Source organism: Rossellomorea sp. GQ25 (genome assembly GCF_059758515.1).
In genome coordinates, this window is the sequence record NZ_JCAXEQ010000014.1 from 21,621 (window position 1) to 36,582 (window position 14,962).

The following is a 14,962-nucleotide window of genomic DNA, read 5'->3' on the forward strand; positions in this document are numbered from 1 at the left end:
CTGCTATATGAGTTAATAGACAGCAAGTTAACCTTTTTTCGCCCCTTTTCCACCACGACGAGACTCAGTATTTTTCTTTAAAGATGATAAACGATCCTCACTGTCTTTCAAGAAACGTGCCATCTTTTGTTCGAAACTCTCTTTAGTGCGTGTGTCGTTCTGTTTGTTATTATTATTACGCGGGCGTTGAGGACGCTGAGGGCGCTGCGGGCGTTGTGGTTGCTCTTTCGCTTTACGGATGGACAAACCGATCTTTCCATCTTTCTCAACATTAATAACCTTAACTGTTACTTCGTCGCCAACTTTAAGGTGTTCGTTAATATCCTTAACATAGTTGTCTGCAACTTCACTAATGTGTACTAAACCAGTTGAACCTTCCGATAATTCCACGAACGCTCCAAAATTTGTAATACCTGTTACCTTACCCTGTAACTTGCTGCCTACTTCGATTGACATAAAAGAAATGCTCCTCCTTAAAATGATAAAAGATAAACCTTATTATATATTATAGCCAATTAAAAAAAAGGGTGTCAATAAGACACCTCTTCTTCTTTCTCTTTATCTGGATCAGGTATGTTGAAAATAATCTCACCTTCATCTGATAAAAAGTAATCCCGGCGCGCCAGTTTGGCTATATATTCGTCGTCGTTAAGCTTTACAATCTCTTCTTCCAACGCGGTTTGCTTATCTTTTAGATGTTCTAACTTTTTTTCTAATTGTGCTTTTTCAGTACGTTTATCTTCTAAAACCTGGGCTCTGGAAATGAGAGTCGAAATTAAAAATCCACTAATTGCCAATACTAAAACTAAAAATACTGCTAATCGACGGACCAAACGTTTTTTTCTCTTAGAAGACGAATGATGCATATGCTCCTGATGACGAACATATTCATTTTCCATTGGTGTCACGTTTTTTCTCATTCCCAAACCTCCTTTACAATATGGAGTGGCAAAGCCTTAAGCCCTATTCTTTGTCTTTAGGTTTCTTTTTGAACTTTTCTACCACTCTATATACTTTTTTGATATATGCTTTAAAAATTCCTGCCACTTTATTATATAACTTCTCGACTCTTTTTGTAAGATTTTTCGGCAATAAATTCCAAATACTCTTTAATATCCACCATATTGGAGCCGTTACGAGTTTAATCGCCCATTGTAACACCTTCCAGATTACCTTTAATAGGAATATTATGACGGATAAGAGCCCCTTTCCTACAGATAAAACCATGGTAATGAGAAGCACAATTATCCATTTTATCGGTGAATAAATTAATTTTTTCACCATTTTCACACCAAATTTATAAAGGGAGATAAAAAATAAGATCACCCGTTCCAAAAAGGCAAGATAAAGCTGCTTGATGAGGGCCTGATAACCAGCAAAGCCACACAGCAAAGCGATAAAAATATAAAAACGAATCTCACCAAAATTGACGACAAATAAAATATAAAAAATCGATAGGGCTTGTAATACCCAAAACATCATATCGTTTAAGAATACTAGCCACCGTTTTCTTTCAGACCGGTTTAAGAACCGATTGTACGTGTCTAATGTCGCACCAAATAAAGCTCCCATTCCGATCATGGAAAGCATGGTGTAGAACTGGGTTGAGAGTGTCATCGAAACAGCTTGCTAAAGAAGCCTTTAGCCTTCTCCCCATTTTGTTCATCCAGGTAAACGAGATCAAACACCTTTCCTTTAATGGAGACGATGCCTTTGTCCACGTCTAAATTTTTCATTTGTAGATTTTGACCTCTGACAGACAAAAAGCCCATTACGGTTTCAAGTAGAAACTCTTCATTATCGAAGCTTTCCACCTGTTTAACACCCGTGATATCAAGAAGCTTGCGGCCCCTCATCATGACGTCATGTTCTTGAAAAGTCGTTTTATCTTTGTTTCCATCATAATATTGATTCATACCCATCCCTCACATTCCCATAGTACAAGCTTTGTAACTATGTTTATGTTTTTGGGAGAAAAATAGAACCAAAATAGAGCCTCTTACTATGTAATCCTTATTCCGTTTCTTCTTGAACTCTTTCTTCTGAAAGTACGGAATAAAGTCCACTCGCTTCTTCTTTTTTGGTTGTTTCAAGAAGCCTTTCTATCTTTACCCTCATAATCTTTTGACCAAACCTCACGCTTAATTCGTCTCCGACCTTCACGTTAGAGCTCGCTTTTGCTTGCAGCCCATTCACTGTTATACGGCCCTGGTCGGCAATTTCTTTAGCCATCGTTCTTCTTTTAATCAGTCTTGATACTTTTAAAAATTTATCTAATCTCATGGATACCATTATTCATTTCCCCTTATTCGATATTCATCTTTTTGGCTTCGTTCCAATATTGGTCTAATTCTTCTAAAGTGAAATCCTCAAAGCCCTTCCCCGTTTTCAAAACCTGTTCCTCCACATAAGAAAAGCGGCGGTAAAATTTTGTATTGGTCATAGACAGGGCTTCCTCTGGAAATATCTTATAGAATCTGGCCACATTGATAAGTGCGAATAAAATATCTCCAAATTCTTTTTTGATATGGTTTTCACTATTATTCTCGACCTCGTTTTCAAATTCCTTTAATTCTTCCCATACTTTTTCCCAGGCACCTAGTGGGTCTGGCCAATCAAAGCCTACTTTTGCGGCTTTCTTCTGGTATTCGTATGCCTTCATGAGAGCCGGCATTCCTTTGGCAACGTTCTTAAGCATCGGTTCATGTTCAACCGGCTTTTCTTGCTTCTTGATTTCATCCCAGTTCGCTTTCACTTGTTCCGTATTTTCTACTTGAACCGAACCAAATACATGAGGGTGTCTTCGGACCATTTTGGAAGCAAGACTTTCAATCACTTCCTCCATGGTGAACATTCCTTCATCCTCACCTATTTGGGCATGGAGCATGACCTGGAGCAGGACATCCCCCAGCTCTTCAATCATATGATCAATATCATCTTCCTCAATGGCTTCCAGTAACTCGTACGTTTCTTCGAGTAAGTATTTCTTGAGGGAATGATGCGTTTGCTCTTTATCCCAAGGACACCCATTCGGTCCCCTTAGTGTCGAGATGATCTCTCTTAATGTTGCATATTGTTTATAAGTGGATGCCATTTCTTTCACAGCCGGGACATACAAGCTTGTTAAATTACTGAGGTGGGCCACACGATCAAGTTCAACCAGCGGGATTCTATCCACCTTCTCTTCCTTACTGCCAGCCGCTGTGACAAGCATGACTTCATAATCATATGGATAGAGCTCCATCAGGGTAATCTTCACCTCAGAAGCGATAAAGGCATCATAGACCTGTCCGATGATAAGCTGTTGATTCATATGAATGTCTTGAAGCTTTAAGCTCGTACCGTCCAATAGCTGAAAGCCATCGATCGGGTCCGCTCCGACAGAAGCAAACAGAGCATCAATGAAGCTTTGACCACCGCCAATCGACACTTGTATTTTTCCTTCTTCCTGAAGGTCCAGAAGCATTTGAACAGCCTTTTCAGCCACTAATGGATGACCCGGCACGGCATAGACGATTGAATGCTTTTCAGATTTCGAAACCAGCTCACATACAATTTCTTCATACACGTGGTCGAACTGATCATGCTTTTCATATACAGCATCGAAGGAGTGAAACTCAACTCCTTCTGCCATTAAATCCTTTACGACTGGATGCTCCTTCGTACGTAAGTATAGATGTGAGCTATTCTTTATTAATCGGTACACTCCTAATGGGAGCTGTTCGATATCTCCTGCACCTAAACCAACAATTGTTATTGTATGCATATTGATCTCCTCGCTACTTTTTATTCATTGGTTGCATGATATTCATCAGCCTTACCCATTTACTACCAAACGGCAAGAAACCCATTTCTTCCCTGGAGAGGACATTTCCTCTTAAAAAAACAATCAGAAAGATGATGGCACCGATACAAGCTCCTCCTAAAGAAAAAAGGACAGAAAGCTCTCGTTCAGGCATTCCTTTGGCTAAAAGTGTATCATAAATCTGCAGGAAAACCTGTAACGCGATGGTCATGGCTGCACCGCTCAGCAATAAGGTTTTATAGAATGAAAAGGGAAAGAACCGGATAGGGAATAATCTCCTTAACTTCAAGATCATCATACCGGTAATAACGGTTAAAGAACCGACCGTCGCCATGGACGCTCCCATAATACCTATGACCGGAATGAGATAGGCATTGCCGATATATTTTAAGAGAATGCCTATCAAAATACAGAATGCCGGGTAATAAATCTTACCGATCCCTTGGAAAATGCCTGCAAACGTAAGAATCAGACAACTAAAGAAAATGGATAGACAGAAAACGGCGATCACCTTTGAGCCCAATGCATTTTCGAATAACATCGTATTGGTAGGAACCATGATATTGATGATACCTAATGTAGCTGCAAATCCGATGGTAATGCTGATTTTTAGAGATAACTGACTGTACTCCCTTATCAAATTTTCTTTCTTTTTCAAGTAGGCACTTGTCACCAATGGTACGATGGTGAGGGAAATGGAGGTGGCAACTACTGTCCCGAGCTGGACAAAGGGCTGACCCCGGTCATAAATCCCCTTCCACTTTTTCCCTAACTCTGTGTCCATACCTGATGAGGTCAGGAGAGAATATACATTCAAGGAATCAACAAATTGAAGAAGAACCAGCAGCATGGCACTTACACAAATGGCTGTTCCGTTCATTAATAACCGTGACCAAATGTGTAAATAATCAGGGGATAACCTCAGGGACTTGCGTGAAAACAGCTTTTCCCTGCGTGCAGTCACTATGAAAAGTAAAACCAATAATCCTCCCAGTCCACCTGTTATCGAACCGAATAGCGCTCCGTTCCCCGCCATATACAGGGAATATCCTTGAGAAACCAAAATAATTGAAAATACAAGAATCGTCGCCACTCTTACCGTTTGCTCTGTCACCTGTGAAACAGCGGTGGGCACCATATCTTCCTTTCCTTGATAATAACCTCTCAGAACAGAAAGGGGAGCTAACAGCAGGAAGGAAAAAGAAATGACTTGAATCAAGGGTTTAAGGAGTGGATCCCCCATCCAACGGGCTATCACCCCTGCTTCAAAGTACACGATAAGAAACCAGCTTATTCCAACGATACATAGAAACATGAAGGAGGTGACGGCTACATTCTTCGCTCCTTCTTCATCTTCATTTCCTATTTTCTCGGCTACTAACTTCGAGATGATCACAGGGAATCCATAGGTGGATAATGCAATGGCAATTCCGTAAAAAGGATACACCTGCTGATAGATATAAAAACCAATATCCCCAACAATATTTTGAAACGGCACCCGATATACTGCACTTAATATCTTCGTCACTAGTGCGGCAACCGTTAATACCATTGCCCCTTTCAAAAATCGATTGGAAGAGTACTTCTTACTCAACCAGTTTCCCTGCCTTTCTGTACCACTTTTTTCAATGCTCTTTGAGTCTGATCAGGCAGAGAAAAAATCGTTTATATACTGGTCATTTTACCATAAAGAGCTGCCTGTTTTCTCTGAGCAGCATCGTTTATCAGGCCAAAAATAAAAAAAGAAGAGCGGCTAAGTGCCGCTCTTTTAGATTATTGCTCCATTTGTCTTGCTAAAAAGCCAGCTGCCGTTTCTACTGCCTTCTGCTCCACTTCGCCTACTGTACGCTCCTTCGAGAAGATCGCAACGGCACCAATCGGGTCACCATTTGCGACTATCGGGGCTATCGTATAGGAAGCAAGATCTTCACCGTGTCCATCGACAAGCTCTGCTTGTCCTTGTTGAGTGTGTAATAAAGACGTACGGTCATCCATTACTTTCTCAACCAGTTCACTGATGTTCTTATTTAAATATTCTTTCTTTGAAGCGCCGGAGATGGCGATTATAGCATCTCGATCACAAATTAACACAGCGCTTCCAAGGCTGTCGTATAATGCTTCGCCGTATTCCTTAGCAAAGTCACCAAGTTCACTGATTGGGGAGTATTTCTTTAAGATGACTTCTCCGTCACGATCGACGAAGATTTCCAGGGGATCTCCCTCGCGAATCCTTAATGTTCTACGAATTTCTTTCGGAATGACGACACGCCCTAAATCATCAATACGACGAACAATACCAGTTGCTTTCATCTATAGTTGCCTCACTTTCATCAGATGATTTTATTTGGCAATGTACCAACTTGTTATTGAATACTTTACCATTGTTGAGTTTAGTATCTTACAACTTAGAAGTTCTATACACATTCAGTTATTTTTTCTGTAATTTCACTAAAATTCTAATGCAGGTATATTTTTCCATTGTTGGCAGCTGCATAAATACTAATACCCTTATCATAGTAAAGTAAAACAATCAGCGCGTTTACATTTTGGTTACAGTATTATAACGAAGGTAAGAATTTCCGTATTTCATCTGATTAATGTGATGTAGTTCTTATCATTATTACGCGTTTTCTTCTACTTTTAACGCTTCATCTAAATGCTTAATGATGTCATAAGCCATATTAAACCACTTAGATGATTCCAAGCGTGAGGTATTGATGGATATTTTAAGCTTAGATCCTTCCATTCCGAGGCCCACAGCCCGGCCGTGTTTGTTGCATAAATTAAAGACCTTGGATCCATCAATCTGTGCTGTTCCTTCTGGGGACATAAAAATGTTCACTGATTTCTTATCATGCTTAATGGACTCAAGCTTTGTATTTTTGGCGTATATTTTCATTTCAGAGATTAAGAATAAATAGCCGACTTCCTCTGGATACTCCCCAAAACGGTCAAGGATTTCTTCTTCCAGCTCTTCGATTTCAGGAAGCGAAGAGAGGGAGCGGAATCGTTTATACATTTCAATCTTTTGATGTCCATCTTTAATATAATCATCCGGAATATAGGCATCGATTTCGATATCCACTTCAAAGCTCGACTCCGGCTGCTTCGGAAGATCTCCTTTTCTCTCTTCGATGGCTTCTTTCAGCATTTGAGAGTACAAGTCAAATCCGACAGAATCAATAAAGCCGTGCTGCTGTGCTCCCAGAAGATTTCCTGCTCCACGGATCGTCAGGTCACGCATGGCAATCTTGAATCCTGAACCGAGCTCAGTAAATTCTTTAATCGCTTGCAATCGTTTTTCTGCGACTTCCGTCAGCACCTTATCTTTACGATAGGTGAAATAGGCATAGGCCACCCTATTAGAACGTCCTACCCTTCCTCTTAATTGATAGAGCTGAGATAAGCCCATCCGATCGGCATCAAAGACAATCAATGTGTTCACATTCGGGATATCCACACCTGTTTCAATGATTGTCGTAGTGACCAGTACATCATACTCACCAGCAAGGAAGCTTAAAATTACGGCTTCGAGCTCGTTTTCACTCATTTGGCCGTGTGCGTAGGCTATTCTCGCATCTGGCACAAGCATGGAAATTTCATCCGCTTTTCTTTCAATATCCTCCACTCGGTTATAGAGGAAATATACCTGACCGTTCCGGGCCATTTCTCTTTCAATGGCCTCTTTGATCAAAGCACCGTTGTATTCCATTACATATGTCTGAACCGGGAATCGATTCTCCGGCGGTGTTTCAATGACAGATAGATCCCGTACACCAAGCATCGACATATGGAGTGTTCGTGGAATCGGAGTAGCCGTTAGGGTCAACACGTCAATATTCGTTTTTAATTGTTTGATTTTTTCTTTGTGTGTGACTCCAAATCGCTGTTCTTCATCGATGATCAGTAATCCTATGTCTCGGTATTGAATGTCTTTAGAAAGCAGGCGGTGTGTACCCACTACGATATCAACGGTTCCGTTCTTAAGACCCTTCGTCGTTTCCTGCTGCTGCTTTCGTGTTCTGAAACGACTTAATAATCCAATCTCAACCGGAAAGTCCTGAAAACGTTCCTTGATCGTTTCATAATGCTGTTGAGCAAGGATGGTGGTGGGTACGAGAATAGCGACCTGCTTTCCATCGGCAATAGCTTTGAAGGCTGCCCGAATGGCCACTTCTGTTTTTCCATAACCTACGTCTCCACATAATAAGCGATCCATCGGCCGTTCTCTTTCCATATCGTGCTTAATTTCACATACAGATCGCAGCTGGTCATCAGTTTCTTCGTATGGAAACACCATTTCAAACTCTCTTTGCATGTCACCATCGGGAGAAAATGCATACCCTTTTGCCGCTTCCCGTTCAGCATAGAGCTTAATAAGATCATCTGCTATATCCTGAACAGAAGACTGAACCTTCGACTTGACCTTCTTCCATTCACTTCCGCCTAACTTATAAAGCTTTGGATCCTTGTTCTCTGAGGCGACATATTTTTGGACGAGTTCAATTTGATCGACCGGAACATAGAGCTTGTCATTTCCCTGGTATTTTACATGTAGATAGTCTTTGTGGACTCCATTGATCTCCAATGTTTCAATCCCAAGGAATTTACCGATCCCGTGATTCACATGAACCACATGGTCCCCTACCTTCAGCTCAGAATAGCTTTTGATTCTCTCAGCGTTTGAAAGCTTTTGCCTTCTGGGCTTCTTTTGGGTTCTCTTATTGAATAGTTCCTCTTCTGTAATGACGGCCAGTTTCTGAAGGGGAAGTTCAAAACCGTTCGTCAGGCTACCGTTGATCATCTGGATCATGCCCGGCAGCAGCTTATCGCCATCTTCCACAAAGGCGATTTCAATTTTATAATCGTCCAGTACCCTTTGAAGTTTCTTAACCCGTTCTTCATCCGGTCCCAATAAGACAACTGTATACTTCCCTTTTTTAAAGCGGTCCAATTCAGCCTTTAATACATTCATCTGCCCATGGAAATTCTGCATGGGCTTTGTAGAAACATTAAAGATATTCTGCGGGCTTGTATTTGGAATGTGACGCAGGAAAAGAGAGAAATACACCTTTGACAGCTTTGTGTTACTAATCAACTCGGAAAATGCATGGGATACAGGTACTTCATGAATGATCTGTCCTTCTTGCAACAACGAGGTATACCACTCTGCTTCCTCTTTCTCAAGGGACTCACTCATTTCCTGTACGCGACTGAATTCGTCAAAGAAAATGACTCCGTCTTCAGGCAAATAATCTAGCAAACTACTAGGATGATCATACGCCAGGGACAAGTACTTGAAAATTTGCTCAGGAACTTGTCCGTTTTCAAGCTGATCAACTTCATGCCCTATGTACTCTGTCATCTTTTCCTTTAAAGCTGCCGCTTTCACCTTCTTTAAGCTGGCGGAAAGTCCAGCTTCCATTTCGCGGATGAGCCTTTCGATGTTCTCATAATTCAATAAGACCTCTGTGGCAGGACCTATTTCCATAGCATTAAGTTTATCAATCGAACGCTGGTCCTCAACAGAAAAGATGCGAATCGAATCAATTTCAGTATCAAATAATTCGATTCGGACAGGATTCTGAGACGTTAACGGGAATACATCAACGATTCCCCCGCGAAGACTGAATTCACCAGGTGTGCTGACCATTCCCGTCCTTTGATAGCCCATTTGAACCAATTGATTTAATACTTCGTCCAAATCGATATCTTCACCCGTTTTAAAACGGATTTGATTCATTTCCCACATGGATTTAGGAGGAAGGATCTTTCTTAATCCTGCGACAGGAACAATATATACACCCGAGTGATTCTTAGAAAGCTTATTCAACACTTCGATACGTTGAGCTCTTAGTTCCGGGCTCGCCACACTTAATTCCGCTGCGATTAACTCATTAGCAGAATATAAATATACTTCATCCTCGGATAAAAACTGAATGAGATCGTCATAGACTTTCTGGGCTTGAAACAAATTATGCGTAACCACTATGGTGGATTTATTCGTTTGTAAGTATACATCCGCTATATAAGCTGTTCGGGATGAGCCAGACAATCCTGCGACAAGTTGTTCTGATAATTGCTCCTCCACTCCAGCGATGATGGATTGAATTTCTTCACTTTGGTGAACCTGATTTAAAATACCTTTCAAGTGTACGCTCCTCCCCTTTGGATCTTTCTATATATCTCAACTGTAAACAGAAAAATGCTTTGGTTCTCCACCAAAGCGTTCTTACTGAATGATATGATCTAATTGATGATAGTCAGGGTTCCTCTCCAGACTCTCCTGACAATCTTCACAGATGGTCTTTACTTGGATATCTCCGTTGTCCTGATACTGAACCATGTGTAACCGTTCTTCATCTGACAGCGCATGAATCCCGAGCTGCTCTGAATGGACAGATACGTTTGAAAGTGTTCCAACATTCGTACTACAGTGTCGACACTGATAATGGATCGCCATACCATTTCCCTCCATACACATTTATACATTTAGTATGAACCTGTTTGAGGGGAGTTATTCAACTCTCCACAGGAATGATGGAAGGCCCCAAAGATTTTTCAGTCCTAGAAATGTAGTATATGAATTCGTTAGTTGAATTTATTCATCACTTCGAGGAAAGGTTTATCAAACCATGTTTCACATGCTTCCACACTAGCCGAGATGACTTTATCCAACTCTCCTTGATCTTCCTTACTAAACCTCCCAAGAACATAATCCGGGACACTCATACCGTTTGCAGGGCGATCGATTCCTATTCTAAGGCGATTGAAGTTTTGAGAGCCCAAATGAGCAATGGTTGATTTTATGCCATTATGCCCACCGGCACTTCCCTTTTGCCTCAACCTTATCTTTCCTACAGGTAAATCCAAATCATCATAAATGACCAGCAAATCTTCATCTTCAATATTAAAATAATCCATTAGAGGAACAATGCTTTCTCCAGACAAATTCATATAGGTAAGCGGCTTTAATAAAACAATTTTTTCCCCTTTATAATGGTAGGTCCCATATACCCCTTTGAACTTTGACTGGTTCAATGAAACCTCCAGTCGATCTGCTAAAGCATCTATAATAACAAACCCGATATTATGACGTGTTTTCTCATATTGTGATCCCGGGTTTCCTAATCCAACGATTAATTTCATGTCTAACACCTCTTCTGACCTTATACTTCTAGAATAACGTAAAAAGCGCAACCTGCAAAAGGTTACGCCAAAAAATATTGATTTTTATTCTTCCTTTGATTCACTTTCTTCACTGGCCTCTGATTCTCTTCCTTCTTCATTCTCAGGGGTACCAGCTTCCTGCTCTTCACCGCTGTCAATCTCTTCTTCTTGTCGAGGAGCCAGAATGGAGGCAATTGTACGGTCGTCCTCTTCATTAAGTGACACACTGTATTTGTCGCGGATATCTCCAATCGTTACCGTTTCTCCAACTTGAAGATTTGCAATATCGACTTCAATTGATTCAGGTATATCTTTAGGTTTAGCTGTTACAGAAACCTCATGCAACGGCTGCTGTAGTACGCCGCCGTCCTTCACTCCTGCCGCTTCTCCTACAAGCTCGATACGAACATCCGCATCAATTTCTTGTGACATATTAACAGCAAGGAAATCAACGTGGGTAACGGCATCCTTCAAGTGGTCCTGCTGATAGTCACTTAAAATGACATTTTGTTTATTGCCATCTACATTTAAGGAAATAATACCGTTTCTCCCTACTTCACGAATCGTTTTGATAAACGTAATAGCATCTACCATAATCGGTGTATTATCTGCTTTGTAGCCGTACACGACTCCGGGGATACTCCCCTCGTGTCTCAGCTTTGTTAATGAAGAGCGTTTAAAATCTTTTCTGGTATTTGCTTTTAATTCAGTTGCCATGTCTAATCCAACACCTTCCCTAATCTTTTATGTTAGTTAAAGTTCTATATATAGTAATTACCCTAATGTGATTTGAAATAAACATAGAAAAATCAATTTATGACGGGAAGAGTCCTTATAGAATGTTGTCAGATAGGCGTTTTTAAGAAAAGCAAGGCTCATTTCGCAGAGGTTGTTGTTTTTTAATATAAGCTCTGTCAATTAGCTTGGATGGTATGCATTCTTCATCCTAAAAAAACTCAATCTCTACTTACCTTAAAAGAAGTTTTTAGCTAATAGTTTATTTATTTTTTTATTTCTTCAAAAGAATCATGCTCAGAAAGTTGATTCTCGCTGCAGGTGCTCGACTCCTGCGGAAATAGCTGAAGCGGAGGGGCTTTGCCCAGGGGTGACAAGCATAACACGAGTCTGCCGGAAAGGCGCTCTTTGCCTTTTGGGCAGACTTGGCTTATGACTCGAGCCCCTAAGCCCCGTAGCTGGACAGGTGAGACCCCGGAGGCGAAGCCGAGGAGGCTTACCGCAAGCCCTGCGGAAAGCGAAGCATCCTGTAGCGGAAATCAACTACTACTTTCTTCCTTAAGATAGCAACAAACTTTGTGAAAAGAGCCAAAAGCAAACAGAAGAGCCTGTCCTAAATAAGGGCAGGCTCTTCTTCATATGCACAAACTACAAATATTAATTCTTAATCAAAAAGCGTGCTGACAGATTGTTGTTCATAGACACGGATGATAGCTTCACTGATTAGTGGAGCAACTGACAGCGCCTTCACTTTACCAATCATTTTCTCTTCACCTAATGGAATAGAGTTCGTCACAACCAGCTCTTTAATATTTGAATTCTCGATTCGCTCAATGGCCGGACCTGAAAGAACAGGATGTGTACAGCACGCAAATACTTCTTTCGCACCGTTTTCTACCAACGCATTGGCAGCCAGCGTGATCGTACCTGCAGTATCAATGATATCATCGATTAAGATGGCGATTTTACCATCAATATTACCCACGATGTTCATGACCTCTGCAACGTTCGGTTTCGGACGGCGTTTATCAATGATGGCAATCGGCGCTTTCAGGCGTTCCGCAAGCTTACGGGCTCTAGTCACTCCTCCGTGGTCCGGGGATACGATTACAAGGTCTTCGTTATTGAATCCTCTTTCTTCAAAGTAATCAGCAAGAATCGGAACACCCATCAGGTGATCGATTAGGATATCAAAGAAACCTTGAATTTGAGGAGCATGCAGGTCCAGTGTGATTACGCGGGTAGCACCGGCTGTTTCTAACAGGTTTGCCACTAATTTAGCCGTGATTGGCTCACGTGCTCTCGCTTTACGGTCCTGACGGGCATAACCATAATAAGGCATTACAATGTTAATCGTTTTAGCAGATGCACGTTTCAACGCATCTACCATAATAAGAAGCTCCATCAGGTTTTCGTTTACAGGCTGACAAGTAGACTGAATGACGAATACATCACAACCACGGATACTTTCTTCAATGTTAATCTGGATTTCACCGTCACTAAAACGCTTAACAGAAGATTTCCCTAATTCAACTCCTACTTCATCTGCAATTTCCTTTGCAAGATGGTAGTTTGAATTAAGGGAGAAAATTTTTAATTTGGAATTAATATAAGAGTTTGGCATTGTGGACCTCCAATTATTTCTTATGATTTAGATTTTGAACGTAGTTTTCTTTATTTACCTGGCGAGCTCTTGCAATCGAAAGAGATTCTCCTGGAACATCCTCAGTAATCGTAGAACCAGCAGCAATGTATGCACCTTTTCCAACTTTAACAGGCGCGACCAGATTTGAATTACATCCTACAAATACACCATCTTCAATTTTTGTCAGGTGCTTATTCTTTCCATCATAGTTCACCGTGATCGATCCACATCCAATGTTGACGTCACTTCCAACCTCTGCATCTCCAATGTAGCTTAAGTGGGATGCTTTACTTGCTTTACCGAACGAAGCCTTCTTAATTTCAACAAAGTTACCAATCTTCACTTCATCTTCAATGGTAGAAGCCGGACGAATGTGAGCAAATGGCCCAATATGAACATCCGATCCGATCGAGCTGTCATGAGCTACAGATTGCTTAACAACTGTTCGATCACCGATCTGACAATCCTTCACCTCAGAACTTGGTCCGATCATAGCGTCTTCACCAATTGTGGTGCTCCCTGTAAGAATCGTACCCGGAAGGATAACCGTATCTCTGCCAATCGTAATACCGGCATCAATATACGTATTGTTTGGATCCTTTATCGTTACACCATTGCGCATATGGTATTCATTGATGCGCTTTTTCATCGTGATCTCTGCTTGAGAAAGTGCAACACGGTCGTTCACACCCAATGTCTCATCAAAGTCATTTGTTTGGTACGCACTTACGATTTCACCTTCTGACTGAAGAATCTCAATCACATCCGGTAAATAATACTCGCCTTGTACGTTATCATTCGAAACCTTTTTCAGGGCATCGAATAACGCTTTATTATCGAAACAATATGTTCCGGTATTGATTTCTTTCACGCTTCGCTCTTCATCAGTTGCATCCTTATGTTCAACAATGCGCTCTACCAAGCCTTCTTGGTTACGGATGATGCGTCCGTATCCATCAGGAGATTCAGTGTGACCAGTCAAGATAGTCGCTTTCGCACCCTGTCCTTCATGATGCTTCACTAACGCTTCCATCGTTTCTCCTTTAATGAGCGGTGTATCACCACATACAACTAAAGTAGTACCTTCTAAATCACCTAACACATCCTCAGACTGCATAACAGCATGAGCGGTACCTAATTGCTCAGCCTGAAGGGCAAAATCACTCTTGCCTTCTAAATGCGACTTCACAAGCTCAGCACCGTGACCGATGATTGTGACAGTCTTTTCTATATGAAGTGTTGAAATTTGGTCGACCACATGTTCCACCATCGGCTTGCCACACACAGGATGAAGAACTTTGTAAAGCTTCGACTTCATTCTCGTACCTTGCCCGGCAGCTAATATAACGGCATATCGATTTGTCATTTTTGGTCCTCCAATAACCTTTTTATCCATAACGAATATATCCTAAAAACTTTATCATTTCAAGGATTCATATAAAAGTACATATATTTGTCATTAGAAAAGCGGAGGCGGCTTGGTCAGGTCCGACAAGCATAAGATGAATTGGCCGGAAAGGCGCCCTTTCCTTTTTGGTCAATTTAGCTTATGACCTCGAGGGACTAGCCGCCGGAGCTGGACATGTAGAAAAGCGGAGGGGCTTTGC

At 41.3% G+C, this 14,962-nt stretch carries 14 protein-coding genes; all 14 read right to left on the bottom strand.

The features are described from left to right. Positions 1 to 27: 27 nt before the first annotated feature. Positions 28 to 456 (bottom strand): S1 domain-containing RNA-binding protein, encoded by a 429-nt coding sequence (locus tag AC6CIB_RS22775; protein WP_324746232.1) that lies wholly within the window; start codon positions 454 to 456, stop codon positions 28 to 30. A 74-nt stretch (positions 457 to 530) separates the two neighbouring features. Next, on the bottom strand, positions 531 to 920 hold the full coding sequence (locus AC6CIB_RS22780) for an FtsB family cell division protein (RefSeq protein ID WP_498284533.1): 390 nt from the start codon (positions 918 to 920) through the stop codon (positions 531 to 533). 43 nt (positions 921 to 963) lie between these two features. Beyond that, positions 964 to 1,617, bottom strand: a complete 654-nt coding sequence (yabQ, locus tag AC6CIB_RS22785; RefSeq protein WP_498284535.1) for a spore cortex biosynthesis protein YabQ — start codon at positions 1,615 to 1,617, stop codon at positions 964 to 966. Continuing rightward, on the bottom strand, positions 1,614 to 1,916 hold the full coding sequence (gene yabP, locus AC6CIB_RS22790) for a sporulation protein YabP (RefSeq protein ID WP_044340620.1): 303 nt from the start codon (positions 1,914 to 1,916) through the stop codon (positions 1,614 to 1,616). Before yabP ends, yabQ begins: the two co-directional genes overlap by 4 nt. Positions 1,917 to 2,013: 97 nt before the next feature. Further along, a complete protein-coding gene (locus AC6CIB_RS22795; RefSeq protein WP_044340650.1) occupies positions 2,014 to 2,283 on the bottom strand; it encodes an RNA-binding S4 domain-containing protein in 270 nt (89 codons plus the stop codon). A gap of 22 nt (positions 2,284 to 2,305) precedes the next feature. Continuing rightward, positions 2,306 to 3,766 carry a bifunctional methyltransferase/pyrophosphohydrolase YabN gene (gene yabN / locus AC6CIB_RS22800; protein WP_498284537.1) on the bottom strand — a complete coding sequence of 487 codons (1,461 nt, stop codon included), beginning with the start codon at positions 3,764 to 3,766 and terminating at the stop codon, positions 2,306 to 2,308. Positions 3,767 to 3,779: 13 nt separating this feature from the next. Beyond that, a complete protein-coding gene (locus AC6CIB_RS22805) occupies positions 3,780 to 5,399 on the bottom strand; it encodes a putative polysaccharide biosynthesis protein (RefSeq protein WP_498284539.1) in 1,620 nt (539 codons plus the stop codon). Positions 5,400 to 5,578: 179 nt separating this feature from the next. After that, a complete protein-coding gene (gene spoVT / locus AC6CIB_RS22810; RefSeq protein WP_498284541.1) occupies positions 5,579 to 6,115 on the bottom strand; it encodes a stage V sporulation protein T in 537 nt (178 codons plus the stop codon). 310 nt (positions 6,116 to 6,425) lie between these two features. Continuing rightward, entirely contained in the window at positions 6,426 to 9,956 is a 3,531-nt protein-coding gene (mfd, locus tag AC6CIB_RS22815; protein WP_498284543.1) for a transcription-repair coupling factor, read from the bottom strand. An 81-nt stretch (positions 9,957 to 10,037) separates the two neighbouring features. Next, complete coding sequence (gene fin, locus AC6CIB_RS22820) at positions 10,038 to 10,268, bottom strand: anti-sigma-F factor Fin (protein ID WP_498284545.1); 231 nt, start codon at positions 10,266 to 10,268, stop codon at positions 10,038 to 10,040. Positions 10,269 to 10,396: 128 nt separating this feature from the next. Next, complete coding sequence (gene pth, locus AC6CIB_RS22825; protein ID WP_498284547.1) at positions 10,397 to 10,954, bottom strand: aminoacyl-tRNA hydrolase; 558 nt, start codon at positions 10,952 to 10,954, stop codon at positions 10,397 to 10,399. A gap of 84 nt (positions 10,955 to 11,038) precedes the next feature. Then, on the bottom strand, positions 11,039 to 11,692 hold the full coding sequence (locus tag AC6CIB_RS22830; protein WP_498284549.1) for a 50S ribosomal protein L25/general stress protein Ctc: 654 nt from the start codon (positions 11,690 to 11,692) through the stop codon (positions 11,039 to 11,041). A 682-nt stretch (positions 11,693 to 12,374) separates the two neighbouring features. Beyond that, entirely contained in the window at positions 12,375 to 13,334 is a 960-nt protein-coding gene (locus tag AC6CIB_RS22835; RefSeq protein WP_498284551.1) for a ribose-phosphate diphosphokinase, read from the bottom strand. A gap of 13 nt (positions 13,335 to 13,347) precedes the next feature. After that, positions 13,348 to 14,721, bottom strand: a complete 1,374-nt coding sequence (glmU, locus tag AC6CIB_RS22840) for a bifunctional UDP-N-acetylglucosamine diphosphorylase/glucosamine-1-phosphate N-acetyltransferase GlmU (RefSeq protein WP_498284553.1) — start codon at positions 14,719 to 14,721, stop codon at positions 13,348 to 13,350. Positions 14,722 to 14,962 lie beyond the last annotated feature (241 nt).